Source organism: Providencia sp. Marseille-Q8014 (genome assembly GCF_965112055.1).
Window position 1 is genome coordinate 2,273,376 of the sequence record NZ_CBCOPT010000001.1, and the last position, 18,397, is coordinate 2,291,772.

The 18,397-nt window shown below is 38.6% G+C and carries 21 protein-coding genes; 9 read left to right on the top strand and 12 right to left on the bottom strand.

Annotated features, from left to right (window positions below; all coding sequences use genetic code 11):
* Positions 1-123 precede the first annotated feature (123 nt).
* The 3 genes from ACWPW6_RS09945 to ACWPW6_RS09955 all read left to right on the top strand — a co-directional run bounded on the left by ACWPW6_RS09945 (position 124) and on the right by ACWPW6_RS09955 (position 2,886).
* Positions 124-1,218 (top strand): NAD(P)/FAD-dependent oxidoreductase, encoded by a 1,095-nt coding sequence (locus tag ACWPW6_RS09945; RefSeq protein WP_163861770.1) that lies wholly within the window; start codon positions 124-126, stop codon positions 1,216-1,218.
* A 3-nt stretch (positions 1,219-1,221) separates the two neighbouring features.
* Positions 1,222-2,007, top strand: a complete 786-nt coding sequence (locus ACWPW6_RS09950) for a GNAT family N-acetyltransferase (protein WP_154623032.1) — start codon at positions 1,222-1,224, stop codon at positions 2,005-2,007.
* A gap of 327 nt (positions 2,008-2,334) precedes the next feature.
* The gene (locus tag ACWPW6_RS09955; RefSeq protein WP_249998759.1) at positions 2,335-2,886 is read left to right on the top strand and encodes a shikimate kinase; all 552 of its coding nucleotides are present in this window, start codon (positions 2,335-2,337) and stop codon (positions 2,884-2,886) included.
* A gap of 129 nt (positions 2,887-3,015) precedes the next feature.
* Here ACWPW6_RS09955 and ddlA read toward each other — a convergent pair whose 3' ends face one another.
* Together ddlA and ACWPW6_RS09965 are read right to left on the bottom strand one after the other, a co-directional pair.
* Positions 3,016-4,119 (bottom strand): D-alanine--D-alanine ligase, encoded by a 1,104-nt coding sequence (gene ddlA / locus ACWPW6_RS09960; protein WP_163861773.1) that lies wholly within the window; start codon positions 4,117-4,119, stop codon positions 3,016-3,018.
* Between the two features lie 122 nt (positions 4,120-4,241).
* Positions 4,242-5,129: a LysR substrate-binding domain-containing protein gene (locus tag ACWPW6_RS09965; protein ID WP_154623029.1), complete on the bottom strand. Its 888-nt coding sequence runs from the start codon at positions 5,127-5,129 to the stop codon at positions 4,242-4,244.
* 166 nt (positions 5,130-5,295) lie between these two features.
* Between ACWPW6_RS09965 and ACWPW6_RS09970 the strand changes: the two genes are divergently transcribed.
* Complete coding sequence (locus tag ACWPW6_RS09970) at positions 5,296-5,910, top strand: LysE family translocator (protein ID WP_196713086.1); 615 nt, start codon at positions 5,296-5,298, stop codon at positions 5,908-5,910.
* 2 nt (positions 5,911-5,912) lie between these two features.
* Here ACWPW6_RS09970 and ACWPW6_RS09975 read toward each other — a convergent pair whose 3' ends face one another.
* The 3 genes from ACWPW6_RS09975 to leuE all read right to left on the bottom strand — a co-directional run bounded on the left by ACWPW6_RS09975 (position 5,913) and on the right by leuE (position 7,624).
* Positions 5,913-6,380, bottom strand: a complete 468-nt coding sequence (locus ACWPW6_RS09975; protein WP_154623027.1) for an NUDIX hydrolase — start codon at positions 6,378-6,380, stop codon at positions 5,913-5,915.
* A gap of 8 nt (positions 6,381-6,388) precedes the next feature.
* Positions 6,389-6,784 carry a cytidine deaminase family protein gene (locus tag ACWPW6_RS09980; protein WP_154623026.1) on the bottom strand — a complete coding sequence of 132 codons (396 nt, stop codon included), beginning with the start codon at positions 6,782-6,784 and terminating at the stop codon, positions 6,389-6,391.
* A gap of 198 nt (positions 6,785-6,982) precedes the next feature.
* Positions 6,983-7,624 (bottom strand): leucine efflux protein LeuE, encoded by a 642-nt coding sequence (leuE, locus tag ACWPW6_RS09985; RefSeq protein WP_154623025.1) that lies wholly within the window; start codon positions 7,622-7,624, stop codon positions 6,983-6,985.
* A 411-nt stretch (positions 7,625-8,035) separates the two neighbouring features.
* Between leuE and ACWPW6_RS09990 the strand changes: the two genes are divergently transcribed.
* The 4 genes from ACWPW6_RS09990 (at position 8,036) to ACWPW6_RS10005 (ending at position 10,722) form a co-directional block, all read left to right on the top strand.
* Entirely contained in the window at positions 8,036-8,851 is an 816-nt protein-coding gene (locus tag ACWPW6_RS09990; protein WP_154623024.1) for an AraC family transcriptional regulator, read from the top strand.
* 209 nt (positions 8,852-9,060) lie between these two features.
* A complete protein-coding gene (locus ACWPW6_RS09995; RefSeq protein WP_154623023.1) occupies positions 9,061-9,762 on the top strand; it encodes an AzlC family ABC transporter permease in 702 nt (233 codons plus the stop codon).
* Complete coding sequence (locus ACWPW6_RS10000) at positions 9,759-10,073, top strand: AzlD domain-containing protein (RefSeq protein WP_247047590.1); 315 nt, start codon at positions 9,759-9,761, stop codon at positions 10,071-10,073. Before ACWPW6_RS09995 ends, ACWPW6_RS10000 begins: the two co-directional genes overlap by 4 nt.
* 178 nt (positions 10,074-10,251) lie before the next feature.
* Positions 10,252-10,722 (top strand): YehS family protein, encoded by a 471-nt coding sequence (locus ACWPW6_RS10005; protein WP_249998761.1) that lies wholly within the window; start codon positions 10,252-10,254, stop codon positions 10,720-10,722.
* A gap of 35 nt (positions 10,723-10,757) precedes the next feature.
* Here ACWPW6_RS10005 and ACWPW6_RS10010 read toward each other — a convergent pair whose 3' ends face one another.
* From ACWPW6_RS10010 to ACWPW6_RS10035, 6 genes are all read right to left on the bottom strand, one after another.
* Positions 10,758-11,660 carry a LysR family transcriptional regulator gene (locus ACWPW6_RS10010; RefSeq protein WP_196713085.1) on the bottom strand — a complete coding sequence of 301 codons (903 nt, stop codon included), beginning with the start codon at positions 11,658-11,660 and terminating at the stop codon, positions 10,758-10,760.
* A gap of 46 nt (positions 11,661-11,706) precedes the next feature.
* Positions 11,707-12,408 carry a phosphohydrolase gene (locus tag ACWPW6_RS10015; protein ID WP_247047588.1) on the bottom strand — a complete coding sequence of 234 codons (702 nt, stop codon included), beginning with the start codon at positions 12,406-12,408 and terminating at the stop codon, positions 11,707-11,709.
* Positions 12,409-12,527: 119 nt separating this feature from the next.
* The gene (accA, locus tag ACWPW6_RS10020; RefSeq protein WP_154623019.1) at positions 12,528-13,487 is read right to left on the bottom strand and encodes an acetyl-CoA carboxylase carboxyl transferase subunit alpha; all 960 of its coding nucleotides are present in this window, start codon (positions 13,485-13,487) and stop codon (positions 12,528-12,530) included.
* Positions 13,488-13,616: 129 nt separating this feature from the next.
* On the bottom strand, positions 13,617-14,033 hold the full coding sequence (locus ACWPW6_RS10025) for a helix-turn-helix domain-containing protein (RefSeq protein ID WP_154623035.1): 417 nt from the start codon (positions 14,031-14,033) through the stop codon (positions 13,617-13,619).
* Positions 14,034-14,091: 58 nt separating this feature from the next.
* Positions 14,092-15,558 carry an AMP nucleosidase gene (locus ACWPW6_RS10030; protein ID WP_375097465.1) on the bottom strand — a complete coding sequence of 489 codons (1,467 nt, stop codon included), beginning with the start codon at positions 15,556-15,558 and terminating at the stop codon, positions 14,092-14,094.
* A gap of 312 nt (positions 15,559-15,870) precedes the next feature.
* Positions 15,871-16,779: an AEC family transporter gene (locus tag ACWPW6_RS10035; protein ID WP_249998762.1), complete on the bottom strand. Its 909-nt coding sequence runs from the start codon at positions 16,777-16,779 to the stop codon at positions 15,871-15,873.
* Positions 16,780-17,095: 316 nt separating this feature from the next.
* Between ACWPW6_RS10035 and ACWPW6_RS10040 the strand changes: the two genes are divergently transcribed.
* Entirely contained in the window at positions 17,096-17,641 is a 546-nt protein-coding gene (locus tag ACWPW6_RS10040; protein WP_249998764.1) for an NADAR family protein, read from the top strand.
* 217 nt (positions 17,642-17,858) lie between these two features.
* Here the strand turns inward: ACWPW6_RS10040 and ACWPW6_RS10045 are convergent, their stop codons facing one another.
* A complete protein-coding gene (locus tag ACWPW6_RS10045) occupies positions 17,859-18,317 on the bottom strand; it encodes a GNAT family N-acetyltransferase (RefSeq protein WP_154623015.1) in 459 nt (152 codons plus the stop codon).
* Between the last annotated feature and the right edge of the window lie 80 nt (positions 18,318-18,397).

Sequence of the window (18,397 nt, forward strand, 5' to 3'; positions counted from 1 at the left end):
GCTGAGTCACACTGATGCACCTTAATCATAGCATGGTAAGGTGCAATACCATCTGCTCAAAATAGAAACTTACTTATTGATTAATAAGATAAAACTATAAAATTCAGGTCAAGAGGGAAACATTTGAAACAAAATAATAAAATTATTATTGTAGGTGCTGGCATTGTTGGCACAACTCTAGCTTGGTATTTATCGCGTCATTTTAAGGGACAAATTACCCTGATTGATGCACATGAAGCAGCCAGTGGAGTCACTCAACATGCATTTGCTTGGCTCAATGTTTCTTATGGTCGCCCTAATGAATATAGTGCATTCAGAAAGCAAGCGCTTGATGAATGGCGTTCGCTGGATAAATTAACGCAAGGCCAACTCGGCATTAATTGGAGCGGAGCCATTAGCTGGCAACATGATAGAGAAGCGACACAACAATTTATTGATTCACATAAAAAAACAGGATTTAACATTACTGCCCTCAACAAGCAGCAGCTACAAGCACTGGAGCCTAATCTATTTACACTTCCTGAGCTGGCGGCTTTTTCTGTTGATGAAGGCTACGTCGACCCTGTTTATGTGACAAAAACGCTTCTTGAGCTTGCCATAAATCAAGGGGTAAACTATTTACCCAATACCGCGGTACGAACGCTGTTACAAGAAAATGATAAAATTATTGGCGTTACGACTTCAACAAGCCGTTTATATGCAGATCAGGTCATTATTACCGCAGGTCTAGGTGCTATCGAGCTATTACAACCGTTACACGTTACGCTACCTATAGCCCCTTCACCTTCAATTATTGCTCATTTTCAAGATGTTAATGCCACTCCCGCTATGCGGCATATCCTCTCGACTCCTGATATGGAAGTCCGCCCTACAACAAACGGAAATACCTTATGTGCGGAAGATTACATTGATGAGCAACCTCAGCACAGTGCGGGCAATATCGCACAAAATGCCTTATCCGTTATTCAAAATTCATTTATAGGTACAGATACATTAGTCTTACAGAAAGCGTTCGTAGGAATGCGACCTATGCCACAAGATGAATTGCCAATTGTTGGGAAAGTTGCTGATTTTAGTGGTTTATATATTATAAGTATGCATGCTGCTATCACACTTGCACCGCTGATTTGCCATTTGGCGCAAGATGAAATAATACATGGCATAGAAAAAACAGCACTTAGCCCTTATCGATTAACACGCTTTGCGTCAGGTAACTGAAATATGAATATTCCGCTCTATTATTTAAGGCATTATCAGTCCATTGAAAAAACGTTTTGGACCTCCATTTGTGAGCACAGTATCCAAATTGAGCAACATACGATTTGTTACCTTACACCGCTAAATTCGCCTGTATTTAACTTTATCTATCTTCAGCCTGAGTCATCTGTTCAAGCATTCAAACAAGCCCATCATCTGTTTGTAGCGCAAAAGAAAAACCATACGTTGGTGCTTCCTGAAGAGATGCAACAAGAAATCGTCAATGAAGCGCTGGCGTTAGGTTACAAACGTGACAGCGTCACGACGGCCATGGCATTATCCCTAGATAAACAACTTACTGTAGAATTACCTAAAAATCAGGTGGATATTGTATTTGCCAACCATGATCTATCCTTATGGGCAAAACCTTTAGTCTCTGCTTTTTATATCTCAGATGAGCACGATAAAGTCGTTAATGAGTATGTTCGTTATCATGAAGATGCTTTACAACAAGGTGCCCCTCAATTCCATCTTGTTCTATTGGTTGATGGTGAGCCAGCCACCTCAATGACCGTCACTATTGAAGGGGTTCTGGCTCGTTTTGATGACATCGGTACCGAACCTACCCACCAAGGGAAAGGCTATGCAACACAATTAATTGCTTATGCACTTGCATTTTGCCGCCAACAAGGTGTCGAGCACTGTTTCCTTGATGCGTCAGAAGCAGGGTTTGATCTATACAAAAAATTCGGTTTTGAACCACTATTTCGTTATATAAACTATGTCTGGTGTAAGTCACTTATTAATTGACGGTTTTTAGCGAATAGGCCACAGATTAAACAACGGGTTTTATAATAGTACATTAACGAGTGGCCTCGCTTTATCACGCTCTAAACATTTAATATTGTATTGAAATAAGCAAGTGTAGGCAGCTATCGACAGCTGCTTATGTGTCACTTGTCTGCTGAAATCAAATAGTAAAGCATTCTTTGTTTGATCATTTAAAATAATCAACAAGTAAAATCCACCTTTCCTTCTCCTTTATACGACCTCAGCGGGAGATAATTTATTATTTACGCTGAGTTTGTATCAGGCAATTAATCTGCATGACACATTGACGATAAGATCACTCAAGTTATGAAAATCAATATTATAGGCTGTAGTGGTAGTGGAAAAAGCACTCTCGGTCATACCTTATCTTCACTTTATTCCATCCCGTATATTGAGCTGGATGCACTTTATTGGCAAAAAAATTGGCAGCACTCTAGTGATGAGCAATTAAAAGAAAAGTTAACTCAGGCATTCCTAGCCGCACCAAATGGTTGGGTACTTGATGGGAACTATACCCGTACACAACCGATTAAATGGCAAGAGGTTGATCTGGTGATTTGGCTAGATTATTCATTTTCTAGAACCTTATATCAGTCAATACGCAGAGCGCTATATCGAATCATCAGCCAAAAAGAGCTGTGGCCTAATACTGGAAATAATGAAACATGGAAAAAAACTTTTTTTAGTCGTGATTCTATTCTGCTATGGGTGCTAAAAACCTATCACAAAGGAAAAGCACCAAGAATTGCAAGTATGATAAATAAGCAATATCAACACATTAGCTTTATCCGACTAACAACACCAAAAGAGACTGCGTTTTTCTTAAAGCGAATACAAGAAGATATCAATAACCCGTGATAACACCCGACTCTTATAGGCAAATCACAATGAAAGAGAATTATCACGCTAACAGCTAGCGTGATAACCACATTCACTCGCTTTTATTGAATATAGGCGGTTTGGCAAACTTTCCACCCCTTGTTACCTTTAGTGTGTATCACACGCTGTTTTTAAAGCGACAGTTTGTTGGTATTTTTCAATCCCCAAGTCGATCAAACGACTGATCAACTCTTGGTAAGTCATCCCACCCTGTTGCCATAATTTAGGATACATACTGATATTAGTGAACCCTGGAAGGGTATTGATTTCATTAATAATGACTTGATTATCTTCGGTCAAAAACACATCAACTCGAGACATGCCACAGCAGTTCAATGCTCGATAAGCCCTTAGTGCGATTTCTCTTATTTTATCACTTACCGCTGATTCTAAGTCTGCTGGAGCCACAACAGAGGCACCATTTTCATCAATATACTTTGTGTGGTAAGCATAGAAACTGTCGTGAAGAACAATTTCACCACACGGGCTGGCAACTGGCTGTTCATTACCTAAGACTGCGCACTCAATTTCACGCCCTTTCACCGCACTTTCGACCAGCACTTTTACGTCAAATAAGAATGCAAAATCCAATGCCGCATTAAATTCAGACTCATTGGTGACTTTACTGATCCCAACAGAAGAGCCTTGGTTGGCTGGCTTAATAAATAATGGCAATCCTAGCTGCTTAACGACTTCAGCATATTTTACTGTTGTGTGGTCAGATGCCATCAGTGTAATAAATGGGGCAATTTGCAAACCGGCATCACGCAATAGACGTTTCGTCACATCTTTATCCATGCAAGCTGAAGAGCCTAAAACACCCGGACCGACAAAAGGCAAGTTAGCCATGCGTAACAGCCCTTGCAAGGAGCCATCTTCACCTAAATTGCCATGAACGATAGGGAAAATAACATCTATTTGAGGAAGTGGTTGAGCATCTTCGAGTGAAATAAATTGTTGGGTTGATTTACCTGGGATAATCGCAATACTTCGCTTTGGTGTATTCAAGGCAATACGAGAAGGGTCATCACCATGAATTAAAAAATCAGCTTCATCATATTCATGCCAATGGCCCTGTTTATTGATACCAATCAGGCACACATCATACTTATTGCGATCAAGGCCATTGATAATATTCTTCGCTGACTGTAAGGATACTTCGTGCTCTGTTGATTTACCGCCAAAAATGACACCTACCCGTAATTTACTCATCACTCACTCCACCTTTATAAACCGACAAACCTAAGTCAGAAAATATAGCACGACATAAAATGGTTATGTGACAAAATCTTTATTTATCACATAGGGTTGCTGAAAGAATAAACAAATCACACCTAAAAAAGAGTGCTTTCTGACTGGATCCCCTTGGCACTGGCTTGTAGGTTCTCTTTTAACCATTCACTGAAGAGATATCGCGTACTGCCCATACTCGGCGCTTTAGGCGCAAGTAAATAATAAGCCGAACCATCTTCAATAAACCCTTGAGGAGCGATTAACTGCCCTGATTTGATTTCATCTTCCACCATAAGACATGATGCTATGGCTATACCCTGCCCTGAAGCTGCCGCCTGAATGCACAGATAAAAATGCTCATATGAAACTTGCCTATTGCTCCGCTTAACCTCTCCCATTTGTTGTTGCCATTGCTGCCAAACAGATGGCCGAGAGGCCGGATAAAGTAACGTCATATCATTTGTTTGATTTTGTAAGTCAGCGCTCTGTACTAACCCCATTCTTTCACGACAGATCTCTTCAGCGTAAATACTATCATCCCATTTAAAATCATTACGCCTCAATGCAAGGTCAACACCTGCTTTAGTAAAATCTATAGGCCCCCCCGCTGCAATGAGATGTACCGTAATATGCGGATACGTTCGATAAAATAATGTCAATCGAGGAATAAGCCATTTCATTGCAATCGTTGGTTCACAAGAGATACTAACAACATGGCTATCCTGCTCTTGAGCCAATTCTTGCAGTGTCGTCTCTAATTGGGCGAATATTTCGCGGGTTGTGTGAAATAACTTTTTACCTGCCGACGTTAAAAATACCGCTCGATTACGTCGTTCAAACAGCTCGATACCAATATGTTCTTCCAGCAGACGGATTTGTCGGCTAATGGCACTGTGGGTGACATGGAGTTCATCGGCCGCTTTCACAAAGCTCCCTGTACGGGCAGCGACATCAAAAAAACGTAGTGAAGATAATGGCGGTAGTTTCATTTAAATTATACCGATAAATAGGTAACGAAAACTGACAGATTAGTGTCAGCATAAATCGCTTTTTAGTTAAACACAATCTATTGATAATTAAATTAATCAGTAATTTAAATTAATCAATAAAAAGCAATTTAACGTTATTTTTTATCATCTATTTAAAGGATTTAGAATGAATGAACTTCTTGCAGTAGCAACAATCACGATACTTGCGGTGATGAGCCCGGGTCCGGATTTTGCAATGGTGACCCGTAATAGTTATGTCTATGGAACAAAAATAGGCTTATTCTCTGCATTAGGTATCGCTTTTGGTGTACAAGTACATGTCTTCTACACCATTTTTGGTGTAACACTGGTTATTATGAATTCTCCCATGCTCTTTACTCTCGTGAAACTACTGGGTGTAGGGTATTTGGTTTATATTGGTTTTCAGTCGTTGACCAACAAACATCAAATAAATGTAGAAAGCACTGCTGTGGTGAAGCCAACAACACTGTCCGCTTTTAGAATGGGCTTTCTTACTAATGCATTAAACCCGAAGACCATGCTATTTGTGGTTTCTGTCTATACCCAAGTCATTCAAAGTACAAATTCATTACTGCAAAATTTTAGTTATGGTTTATTTATCTCTTTTGCCCATTGGATCTGGTTTAGTGTAATTGCTTTATTTTTCTCAACACCAACAGTGCGCAGTAAAATTTTAAATTATCAATTGGTTATGGATAAAATCATTGGATTATTATTCATTTTTCTTGGCCTTTCTCTGCTATTTTTCAATACAAAATAATTTTATTTCAATAAATTAGACTCATTAACCATACTTGCCAATTGTAGAAGGTCATCGGGAATATCGAGATTGGCAAGTTCGCTAAACGGAATCCAATCAAATTCCGCATATGGCGTTTCATCTGGAGCAACGAGCTCACATAAATACACCATATCTATATGCCAATGGTCGCCATTAACTTTATCAGGAATAAACTCTTTTAAAATCGCCAAAGGCATGGGTAACGCACAAACATGTTCATTACTTACAACCTTCGTTGTTGTTGGATAAGCACAATCAATAACACGGCAAACTAACCCTGTTTCTTCAAGTACTTCACGTATAACCGCATCCTGTGGCTCTTCATTTTCTTCTATATGCCCCCCAGGTGGGAGCCAAATATTTAATTTACGATGTTTATGTAATAAAAACTCCCCTGAGTGATTACGTATCAATGCTGTCGCTGTGAAATGTTTGTATTCTTGAGCCATATTCGCTTTTATAAACCTCTATCTTGCCCAACTTTCCAATCATAAGGCATCAATTGTTCTAGCGTCACTTGTGTTTCATTATCTACGCCAATCAATGTTTGTTTATTTTTATAAGATAATTGACTAATGAGCTCCCGACACCGTCCACAAGGAGGCACTACATTGCCAGATGAATCAACAGCTACCATCGATTTGATCACAACCGACTTTCCTGCTTTCAGTAATTCCGCGACTGCACCATGTTCAGCACAAAACCCAAGTGAACAAGCAGTATCAATACTGATACCTGTATAAATATCACCCTCTTCAGTTTCAAGTGCAGCGGCGACATAAGCACACTCAATATAGCTATTAATGATCGTTGGCTTCGCATACTTGCGAGCTATTTCGACTAATTTTTTCATATTCAACAGTCCATTTCGTCAGCAAAAAACCTTTTTATTGTATTGTATTTTTTATCCCATTTAACAACGCAATCGTGCGCTATATTCTGTCAGCGCAAGCGAGGCTCTTACTATTATTTAAAAAAGAGAACAACGCTGAAAGAATACAGAATACAAAAAAGCCGACACTAAGTCGGCTTCATGAATAAGTATAAGAAACTAGGCTGCTAAGGCTAATTTAGCACCAAACATTAAGAATATAGCGCCAATACAGCTGTTGGATAATTTAGATAATTTTTTGTTATGTTTAACCATATTAGTCACAGCAACAGCACCAAAAATCAGCATTGATAGATAAATCATGCTACATGTTTCAAGAATGGCGCCCAAAATAAAAAAGGGGATACCCGCATTTGGATAGGCTGGATCAATAAACTGTATAAAGAATGACACATAAAAAATAATCATTTTAGGATTAAGCAAACTCAAAAATACCGCTTTTTGATATGTTCCTTTCGTTGCTAACACCATAGCATCGACATCTGCGACAGCCTCTTTCTTATGAAAGACGCTGTAAAGTGTCTTAATTCCTAAGTAAACTAAATAAGTTGCGCCGACATATTTAATAATACTAAAAAAGATTGGTGATGTTTTAACTAACGAAGCAACGCCTAAAAAGGATAAGAAAATCAGTATAGCGTCACCTGAGAATACGCCTAAAGCGGCCTTATAACCATTTTTAACACCATATTTTGCACTGCTAGTTAACACAAATAAAGAATTAGGCCCTGGTACCAATGTAATAAAAATCACACCAATTAAATAAGTCCATAAATTCGTGATACCGAGATTTTCAAGCATAGGAAACCCGCTAACTTAATAAAAGTTATAACAAAAATTAAACATCTCCTGTAGACAATGCCTATGATACACGGGGTTTGAAAACTATAAAAGATATCACTAATCTCAAAATAAAATACAGTCAAATAATCCACTATTTGATTACCAATCCATAATATAATTTCAAATATATCGACATAGGCAGACTTATCATTTGACAAAATAACTCGAGTTAGAATCGTATTGAAAAAGGTTTATCTTTTAGTTTTTTATATCAAGCTAAAGGCACTAACTGAATTTATTATCTGAAATAAAGAGTAAAAGAGTGGGAGTGAAACTTATTACGATTAGCGGTATAAAGTAAGACACGTTTAAGTCAATCTCACTGTGTGCCATACCTCTATTTAAGGTGTTTTAAAAGTAGGAATTTAGATGGAAAGCGCTAATTATTTTCATTTACAAGAGCTGGATGGGTTAGAAATGATACAGGCTCAATACCACCAGCAAAAGTTTTCTCGTCATAGCCACGAAGGTTTTTGTATTGGTGTGATTGAAGACGGTGCTCAACAATTTTTTCGTACTGGTGAGAATCACTATGCTCCTAAAGGCGATATTATCGTCGTCAATGCTGATGAAATTCACACGGGGTCTTCCGCTGTTGAAAGTGGCTGGTCATACAAAGCGATTTACCCTACCCCAGAAATGTTTCAGCGCTTAACCTTAGATTTAAAAAATGACAACTATGGTGTGACACCTTGGTTTCCTAATGCCGTAATTCAGGATGCAGGTTTAGCTGCCCAATTAAATTTATTATTTAACTTATTACTACAACCAGAAAACAGGTTATTCAAAGAAACCTTACTACTCTCTTCACTCAGCTGGCTTATTTTGAAATATAATAAAAACCCGTTTCGACTGAATGATATTACTCCTGCCAGACAACGTATGCAGGATATTTGCGACCTTATGATGAGTACGCCAGAACAAGCGCATTCATTAAGTGAGTTAGCAACAATTGCAGGCTTCAGCCAATGGCACTTTCTTCGACAGTTTAAATTACATACAGGAACAACACCGCATGCCTTTTTAGTACAAGCAAGATTATACAAAGCCAAAAAACTACTTGTACAAGGTGTGAAGCCAGCCGATGTTTCAAACTCTTGTGGATTTTCTGATCAAAGCCATTTTACACGACATTTTAAGCAAGCTATCGGTGTCACTCCAAATCAGTACATTCGTCATCTTTAGCATCATCATAGTCTTGAGCGTCGATGAGTTTGATGTTCATAGCCTAATGCTATGCTTATGTATTTAATAATGATTATGACAGCTCCATTATTCATCTTATTTCATCTAATCAGTGATAATTTGTGCTTTGTGAGAGCAATTTTATTCTATCTCGCGACTCACTACGCCAGTATCATAAAAATAACAAGTCGAAAAAAGGTATTAAATCAATGTATTCACAACAACGTAGCCACTGGCAACGTGCTTTTATCAATGGGGCAATGCATATGACCCCTCTAAATTTAGCGGTTATACCATGGGGAGTATTAGCGGGTTCAATGGCCGTTGAAGCAGGACTTTCGTTTTGGCAAAGTGTTGCTATGTCAGCGATGATCTTTGCTGGTGCAGCACAGCTTGTCACTTTAGGATTACTTAATTCAGGGGCTGGTTATCTTACGATCATTATTTCGGTCTTCTTTATTACATCACAGCATTTACTGTATGGTTTAACAATGCGGCCTCATGTAAAAAACTTCTCGACCACGAAGCGTCTTAGTATTGGTTTTTTACTCACTGATGAGCTCTTTGCAATTAGCGCGGCTAAACGCCACCCTCTCAGTTTTTCTTATTTATTTGGTGCTGGGTTTAGTTTTTATATTGTTTGGCTTATCACCAGCCTTTTAGGCATTTTGATGGCCAACTTTATTACTGACCTTAGTCGCCTGCATTTAGACTTCTCTGTTATAGCAACCTTATTAGCGATTGTTGTTCCTTTAACGAAGAAAATAAGCACAATTTGTGGTGTTATTTTTTCATTAGTGACCGCTGTAATACTTTCTCTTTATTCGATAAGTAGTGCTATCGTTATTGCAGGCGTTGGCGGAATGTGTGTCTCTGTTATGGTATCTCGTATGCTTAAGGAAGAAAAATGATCTGGCTCTTGATTATTATACTCACCGTCATTGTATTTTCTTTACGTTACGTTTTTCTAATTCCTCAGCTGCCGATTAGACTGCCGTTGTTTATTAAACAAGCATTGAGTTATTCAGCACCTTGCTTATTAACTGCGATCTGTGCTCCCGTTATTCTTTTAGAAAGCCATGAATTGCGGAGCTTTCCTGATAATCCATATCTATGGGGGGCATTATTTTGTGTGATTGCCGCGTCATTACTCAAAAATATGCTATTAACGGTTGGATTAACCTTAGCCTTCTTCTATAGCCTTATATATTTTATTGGCTAACATTCCATGACACGGGATGCGTAAACGTAGACGAAATCATTGTCTTTACGCATCCTCTTATTGATAAAAATAGCATAACGCTCTAGTATGCCCCCCTCAAATCCACTCGGTATTTTTGAATCTCAGCACTGTTGTGGTGATTGATTTAGAAAATCAACAATGACGGAAATCAATAACCATGCTTAATAATTATGTTTTACGTAGCATTCGCTACATGCTAGACCTCAGTAATAATCAAATGGTTGAAATCGTTAAATTGGCTAACTTAACGGTTAGCAAAACAGAAATGATCCATTGGTTAAAAAAAGAGGATGATCCTGAATATGTCGAATGTAATGACAAAGCACTCGCCCATTTTCTTAATGGATTCATTTATTTTCGTCGGGGCAAAAACGAAAACTTTCCAGCGCCCAAAATAGAAACACGCCTTACCAATAATCTTATCCTAAAAAAGCTGCGTATTGCTTTTGAATTAAAAGATACAGACATGATCGAGATCTATCAAAAAGCCGATTTTCGCGTTTCCAAACCGGAATTAAATGCGTTGTTCCGTAACCCTGACCACAAAAATTATCGTGAATGTGGAGACCAATTATTGCGCTATTTTTTAAAGGGTTTGACCGTGAAATTACGGGGTGCTTCTGTCTAAACCAATAGGCTGTTTACGCTTTAATCTATGCAGCTCTACGGGGTCATAGTATCCACTGATTGCATCAAATGCTGCATAAAAGCATCAATTTTTGGTGATAACGAACGGCGGCTTGCATAAATTGCTCGTAATTCAATTGGTGCGGGACTTTCATTAAAGTGAATGACCTCAAGCAACCCTTGCTCTATTTCAGCTTGGCACGGCGCCATCGCTAAAATGGCATAACCAATGCCTTTTAACGCAGCAGCCTTAGCTAAAATACCGCTATTAACACGATATTGACTGTTAATAGTGACTTTTTGGGTATGTTGTTGGTTATCAATAAATACCCAAGGCTGCCCTGATATCGCACTCAAACTTGAAATACAGGGCATATTTGCTAAGTCTGTTATCGCTTTCGGCCTTCCTGTGCGTTCTATAAGATGAGGAGCAGCAACAACAACACTTTGCCACCTTTTAATGACTCGTGAGTGATAACTACTATTTTTCAATTCCCCACGATGAAAAGTGAATAACAAATCAATACCGTCATCAATCACATCTAAAGGCATTAATTGAGTATCGCAATGGATGGTTAATTGAGGGTGTCGCAACGCAAATTCAGCGATGATTTCTGCTAATAATAGGCTTCCTGCCTCACTAGGAATAGTCAACCGAAGAGTTCCTGTTAGAGTCTCACGATGACTGATTTCACTCAATACATCATCCAATTCCGCATACAGATTTTGGCTATGTTTTAAGAGAATCTCACCTTGTTCTGTTAACCGCATACGTCGTGTTGTTCTTTCAATTAATCGGCAATTAAGCTGCGCTTCTAATTGTTTGATGCAACGACTGACATTGGAGGTTGGCATAGCCAATTGCAGCCCTGCTCGCGCAAAGCTGCCTTGTGAAGCCACAGAAATAAATACTTTTAGTAAATTTAAGTCGACTGACATTTAACGCCTATTACCGTTCTTTATCATATTCAACGAAGAGCAGATGTTAATTAACATCCAATGAAAACCGCGCAATAATATCATCGTCAAATTGAGCAATATTCCCGCTTAACTCTGCACTTAATTTCGCCATAAATTGAACTAAATAGTTCGCATTCTGTGTTGCCAGTAATTTACCCATTGGCGTTTGCATCGTTTCAGGGAGTTTTAATAACTTTTCTTGGAAATGATCTAATGCCCAACGACTATCATCCAATGCTCTATTTTGGGCAAAAGGATCATCCCCATCAAATAATGTGCGATTAAGCTGACCACTAACGGCAAATACTCTTGCTAAACCAATGGCCCCAAGCGCTTCTAGCCGATCGGCATCCTGCACTATTTTTGCTTCTAGTGATATCGGTTCAACATTGGCACTAAAACTATGGGCAATAATACAGTGAGCAATAGGGTCATGATAGTGCTTAGGTAAACTCGGAAAATGTGTTGTTAAAATACGAAGAGTTTCCGTTGCACTCAAAGATGATGCTTGGCTTCTTTGTGGATGATCTTTTGGCAAAGTCACAACATCATGGAAATAGCAAGCAACCAACACGACCAAAGGGTTAACTTGCTCTGACGCTCCCATCAATGTTTGTGCTGTACGCCAAACTCGCCTAAGATGGAAAATATCATGGGCATTATCATGGTTAACCCAATTCTTTAATAAGTAATTATCAAACTCACTCGCCCAGTGATCAATATCCACAGTATCCCCCGCTGTCTGCTGGTATCGATGGATATCACTATATCACGCAAGTATCGATTTTATCTTTCCTTTTACTTCTATCCACAAAACACACTGGCAATTTAGTCAAGTTCATCACATTAACAATAACCAATAGCCATAATTTTTTGATAACGTTCCGCTAATAAAGTTTCCATGTCCAGTTTATTTAGTATTGCAAGGTCAGTCAGGAGTTGTTGTTTTAAATTTTCCCCTGCCTGTGCATAATCGCGATGCGCGCCACCAAGTGGCTCAGCAATAATAGCGTCAATAATATTAAGCTCTTTCAGTCGTTTCGCTGTCATACCCATGATTTCAGCCGCAACTTGTGCTTTTTGTGCATCTTTCCAAAGAATCGATGCACAGCCTTCTGGTGAGATGGCTGCATAAGTGCTGTATTCCAACATATTAATCCGATCACCGACACCAATAGCTAATGCACCACCAGAACAACCTTCTCCAGTGACCACACAAATAATGGGGGTTTTTAAATGCGACATTTCTTGGATATTTCTCGCTATCGCCTCCGCTTGCCCCCGTTCTTCAGCACCAATTCCTGGATAAGCTCCCGCTGAATCAATGAATATCACAACCGGCAGATGAAAACGCTCTGCCATTTTCATTAAGCGCAATGCCTTACGATACCCTTCAGGTGAAGGCATACCAAAATTTCTCATCACTTTTTCTTTCGTGGTACGCCCTTTTTGTTGGCCAATAACCATAACAGGCTGACCTTCAAGACGCGCTAAACCACCAACAAGCGCCTTATCATCTGCAAAAGCTCTATCTCCAGCTAACTCTTTAAACTCAGTAAAAATAAGCGAGATATAGTCAAGGGTATAAGGCCTCATGGGATGCCTAGCTACTTGCACAATTTCCCAAGCACCTAGCTGCGAAAAGATTTTTTTCGTTAACGTAAGACATTTTTTCTCAAGTAATTTAATCTCTTCATCAAAATTAATATCAGACTGTTGGCTATTATTTTTAAAAGCCACTAAAGCGTCGATTTTTTCATTAAGTTCGACAATTGGTTTTTCAAATGCGAGAAAGTGAGCAGACATATGACCCTTTAAATCAATACAGTGATGATCCAAGTGTAGTTAAGATCTAAAGGGCTTTCTATGCATGATAATGGGATAGATTGTTATCAAAAATGGGATAATCCCATCTAACAGTCAATAAAATATGACCTATTTATTGAGTTTTCTATTCGTTCGTAAACCTATCGACATAATTTTTTGAAATTTAGAGCATTCAAGATGGTTTTCTTCAGGGCACTGCGCGATATGCAATATGCCATTCTTCAAAACAGTCAGGTCTTCAATCATTTTTTGAATTTCCTCTGCTTTGGCTATTAAATGGCTGCGATCAATACTTGGACCCGTTTTTTGGTTCAACATAGCCCCTATCTCATCGAGCGAAAATTTAGCCTCACGCCCCAAAGAAATCAGTGATAAGCGAGTCATGACCTCTTTAGCATGATAAACTCGTTTTAAGCCTTTACGACCAATCGGAGTAATCAACCCTCTTTCTTCATAATAACGCAGCGTTGATGGCGGTAAGCCTGATAACTCACTGACTTTAGAAATATCTAGTTCATCAACCATATCGTTAATAACTCGCTTAATCACATCTCAACATGACTTAATGACTCGCGATTAGACCCTATCTAAAAGGAGGCTCATCAAATGTTCTTAACTTTCTTGAATGTAACTTATCACCTTCTTGTCTCAACAAGTCAATGGCTCGAATTCCAATCTGTAAATGTTCCGAGATAGCCCCCTCATAAAAACTATTGGCTTGTCCCGGTAACTTTATTTCGCCGTGTAATGGTTTATCTGAAACACACAACAATGTGCCATATGGCACCCTAAAACGATAACCTTGCGCAGCAATTGTTGCGCTTTCCATATCTACGGCAACCGCACGACTTAAGCTAAAACGTCGAGCTGTCGCAAAAAAACGCAATTCCCAGTTACGATCATCGGTTGTGACAACCGTTCCTGTCCGCAAGCGTTGTTTAACTAATTCGCCCGGCATATTGCTAACTTGTTTCGTTGCATCGTACAGCGCTCTTTGTACCTCAGCGATACTTGGAATGGGAATATCCGGTGGCAATACATCATCTAGAATATGATCATCACGCAAATAGGCATGCGCTAATACATAATCACCGATTTTTTGGCTTTCACGTAGCCCGCCACAATGGCCTATCATTAACCATGCATGAGGCCGTAATACCGCTAAATGGTCACAAATATTTTTAGCATTTGATGGCCCAACACCAATATTGACTAGCGTAATTCCTACACCATCTTTTGCTATCAAATGATATGCTGGCATTTGGAATTTCTTCCAAGTAAGGTCAGATGTTGCTGTTTGTGGATCGGCATTTTCTGCCGTTAAATAGTGATGACCAACACAGGATAATGCGCTATAACGGCTATTAGGATCCCGTACTTGTTCGCAAGCCCAACTGACAAACTCATCAACATAGCGATTATAGTTGGTAAATAAGATATAGGGCTGGACATGTTCCGGTGGAGTGCCTGTGTAATGTTTAAGTCTCGCTAGCGAAAAATCCACACGTAATGCATCGAAGTGTGAAAGCGGCATTTCATCCGTCGCTTGAACCAAACCATCTGTTATATCATCACTGATATCGGCCAGATCTGTAATAGGGAAATGAGTGGCAAGGCTACTACTCATACTTCTATCTAGCACTAAATCTGAACCATCGATAACAAATGGGTATGGCACTTCTGTTTGTGATGGGCGAACAGAAAAAGTGACATCATAATCCTGCTGTAAAATACCCAACTGCTCAGTTAAATACTGGCGAAATAAATCAGGTTGCGTAATCGTGATGCTATACTGCCCTGGTTTGACAAAACGTGCATATGCTCTCGTTTTTTCGCAGTGGTCGACTTGTCCTCGCCATTCTACACACAACTCTGGATACGCGAATAACCCCTTTTTTCGAGCCTCTGCACTAGGCAACTGCCCGCTATTAATGTAGGCCGCAATCGAATTTCTTAAGGAATCAATGGCGTTGGTATATAGCAATGACAGCTTGTCTAATACCTCATCAATAGACAAATTTTCATATTTTTGGCATTTTTCTAAAGACACGCATAACCCCTTATCGGATAACATTGTTTCTCTGTTACGCAGTGTATGTCTTTAGCATTTATCAAACAAGCCTCTCTACTTATAATCTACAGATGAACATTCTCTTTTACGAGACGAATATATATTCGCGGTTTATTGTCTGAAAATAAGCCACTTGTAGGCTTACTTATGTTAAATTCTACTGCTTGGTTTTTATCTGACAACACTCTTTCAGCCTACATTTCAACCATTATTTCCAGTAATAATCCGATATATAAATAAAGTACTCATCATAATGAATACTTTATTTAATCCGGAAATAATAAAAACGAGTTAATGTATTATCTGAGTAAGCACTAAAGGTAATGTGATTACCGCAATTACCGTCTGTAATGTGATAATTCCAGCCATAAGCTGACTATCACCATTTAATTGACGCGTTAAAATATATGCAGTAGGTGCCGTAGGTATCGCAAAGAAAATGACAAATAGCACCGTTTCAAACTCAGGTAATGAAAAGAGTTTCGCAGTGAAAACAGCTAAAACAGGCATAGCTAACAAACGTAACAACGTTGAGGTCATTAAAGGTTTAAATTCTTTTCTCAGTGTTGATGTTTGCAATGCAGCTCCAATACAAATTAGCCCCAATGGTAAGCTTGCCGCTGCAAGTAATTTTAATAATTGGTCTGACCCAAAAGGCAACCCGATTGGCGATAGATTCAGTAAAATACCAATCAAACACGATAAGATCAGTGGGTTTTTAATAATAGGTAAAAACAGTTGCTTAAAAGAGACTTTTGAACCCGATGTTAGTGCTAATACTGCAATAACATTACAACTTGGCACTAATATAGCCATAATAACGGCAGCAATGGCGATCCCATCAATTCCAAATAAATCAGCAATAATAGCAAGGCCTAAATAGGTATTAAACCGAGTGATACCTTGAATATGCGCACCAAATCGAGGTATTGACATGTTAAAAATGAATTTAAAAATTAAAACTAATACACTGCTTATTGCTAGAACAAAAAATATTGCTCCCGCTAGATATGGTAATTTAGGGCTATCAAGCGGTGCACTACCTAAACTATTAATCAGCAAAGCTGGAAACAAAATAAAATAATTCAATTTTTCAGCGCTGGGCCAAAAGTCCGTTGATATCATTGACGAACGACGCAGCACGAACCCCATTGCTATCAATGCAAACAGCGGCCATAAAACTAATAATACTTGTTCCATATTTTTATACTTTACTGTCGTTAATAACTGTTAACCAATAAGAAGCAACACTGTATCGTTAACAAAATGTGACAGTTAGGTAAAAGTGGCGCTATTTTCTTATTGATATACTGTCATTGAAGATATTTATGAAAAGTGTATGACACCTCACATTTTTGTTTTTATACAGTAGAAGACAAGCATAGTTTTTACACTGCTCTATCTGAGCATGGCATGGCAAATTACTGTACTCCCCTATAAATACAGCGATTTCCGATAGTATTTTAGTTTGTTCATCGATACTCTCAACAATAACGTATTATTAGAATAATTTATTATGAACATTGAAACTCTTCGTAAACAATATCGAGCAGGTAAAAAATTTAAATATATCTTTTTTTGGGGACATCAATCAAAGTCAACTCTCATTACTAAAAGTTGTTTCAGCCAATGGTATCCAGCTGCTTTTACTGTAGAAGGACATCGTTTTGCAAGTGCCGAACATTTTATGATGGCAGAAAAAGCAAAGCTGTTTAACGATCATGAAACACGAGAGAAAATTATTCATGCCCCTAACCCTGGTGCAGCAAAAGCATTTGGCCGCGAAGTTCGAGGATTTAACCAAGATATTTGGGATGCCCACAGGTTTAATATTGTCATTGCAGCCAATTTAGCCAAATTTTCACAAAATGAAGCCTTACAACAGTTTTTATTAAATACCAATGAGCGAGTCTTAGTAGAAGCAAGTCCAGTCGATAAGATATGGGGAATAGGTCTCGCTGAAGATCATGAAAATATCGATAACCCACTTACGTGGAAAGGGCTAAATCTATTAGGTTTTGCTCTCATGGAAGTCAGGAATCAATTAATCTCACTTAAATAAGCTGTTGAATAGCTATTTTCTTCATCATATTGGCCCTTAATACAATAAGGGCATAAGAAATGTCTTTTAACTTTGCCTGACATGACCGAAAAGGTGTGAATGGTAAAATAACCCCCGCCACTTGCAAAAATGGTGGGGGTAAGAAACGACCTGAATCGTTTACGGAATAGGATAGAACGTTTTTATTAAGTCATTCAATGAATGAGTGATTACGATATTACAATGGCATTCTATACTCAATAACCCCAGGTTTTTCAGCTACCCAATCATATAAACGTTGGCCTCGTAAATTCGTTTCTTGCGTATGCCAATATAAACGGCCACAAGCCTGCTTTTGCGCTTGTTCGTGAACAAATTCAATGAGATGTTTGCCAACCTGACGGCCCCTTACCTCCGGTGAAACAAATAAATCTTCTAAATAACAAAAATGATTTTCCGCCCACGTAGAACGATGATAAAGGTAATTAACAAAACCTACGACTTTGTCATTTTCAAGTGCTACAGCACAATACATCGGTTCATTTTCATCAAAAAAACGCGCCCATGTTTTTAGGGTCACTTCTTCACTTAAATCTACGTTGTAAAATTCTTGATATTGCAACCAATACACTAACCATTGTGAATAATGATCAGGTAAAACGAACTTAACAGTAATAGGTAACGCATTGTTATTCATAATGTATCCTTTATAACTCGATAGATAAACAATGGCGCTATGTTACCTATCAATCTGGTACTAAATAAGATACACTTTTG

What these genes read in the sequence shown, in the direction of transcription:
- ACWPW6_RS10035 (WP_249998762.1), bottom strand. Translation starts at nt 16,779, where the DNA reads ATGGAACAAGTATTATTAGTTTTATGGCCGCTGTTTGCATTGATAGCA.
- ACWPW6_RS09965 (WP_154623029.1), bottom strand. Translation starts at nt 5,129, where the DNA reads ATGAAACTACCGCCATTATCTTCACTACGTTTTTTTGATGTCGCTGCC.
- ddlA (WP_163861773.1), bottom strand. Translation starts at nt 4,119, where the DNA reads ATGAGTAAATTACGGGTAGGTGTCATTTTTGGCGGTAAATCAACAGAG.
- accA (WP_154623019.1), bottom strand. Translation starts at nt 13,487, where the DNA reads ATGTCTGCTCACTTTCTCGCATTTGAAAAACCAATTGTCGAACTTAAT.
- ACWPW6_RS09950 (WP_154623032.1), top strand. Translation starts at nt 1,222, where the DNA reads ATGAATATTCCGCTCTATTATTTAAGGCATTATCAGTCCATTGAAAAA.
- ACWPW6_RS10005 (WP_249998761.1), top strand. Translation starts at nt 10,252, where the DNA reads ATGCTTAATAATTATGTTTTACGTAGCATTCGCTACATGCTAGACCTC.
- ACWPW6_RS09990 (WP_154623024.1), top strand. Translation starts at nt 8,036, where the DNA reads ATGGAAAGCGCTAATTATTTTCATTTACAAGAGCTGGATGGGTTAGAA.
- ACWPW6_RS09970 (WP_196713086.1), top strand. Translation starts at nt 5,296, where the DNA reads ATGAATGAACTTCTTGCAGTAGCAACAATCACGATACTTGCGGTGATG.
- ACWPW6_RS10045 (WP_154623015.1), bottom strand. Translation starts at nt 18,317, where the DNA reads ATGAATAACAATGCGTTACCTATTACTGTTAAGTTCGTTTTACCTGAT.
- leuE (WP_154623025.1), bottom strand. Translation starts at nt 7,624, where the DNA reads ATGCTTGAAAATCTCGGTATCACGAATTTATGGACTTATTTAATTGGT.
- ACWPW6_RS10010 (WP_196713085.1), bottom strand. Translation starts at nt 11,660, where the DNA reads ATGTCAGTCGACTTAAATTTACTAAAAGTATTTATTTCTGTGGCTTCA.
- ACWPW6_RS09980 (WP_154623026.1), bottom strand. Translation starts at nt 6,784, where the DNA reads ATGAAAAAATTAGTCGAAATAGCTCGCAAGTATGCGAAGCCAACGATC.
- ACWPW6_RS10000 (WP_247047590.1), top strand. Translation starts at nt 9,759, where the DNA reads ATGATCTGGCTCTTGATTATTATACTCACCGTCATTGTATTTTCTTTA.
- ACWPW6_RS09975 (WP_154623027.1), bottom strand. Translation starts at nt 6,380, where the DNA reads ATGGCTCAAGAATACAAACATTTCACAGCGACAGCATTGATACGTAAT.
- ACWPW6_RS10040 (WP_249998764.1), top strand. Translation starts at nt 17,096, where the DNA reads ATGAACATTGAAACTCTTCGTAAACAATATCGAGCAGGTAAAAAATTT.
- ACWPW6_RS09955 (WP_249998759.1), top strand. Translation starts at nt 2,335, where the DNA reads ATGAAAATCAATATTATAGGCTGTAGTGGTAGTGGAAAAAGCACTCTC.
- ACWPW6_RS09995 (WP_154623023.1), top strand. Translation starts at nt 9,061, where the DNA reads ATGTATTCACAACAACGTAGCCACTGGCAACGTGCTTTTATCAATGGG.
- ACWPW6_RS10025 (WP_154623035.1), bottom strand. Translation starts at nt 14,033, where the DNA reads ATGGTTGATGAACTAGATATTTCTAAAGTCAGTGAGTTATCAGGCTTA.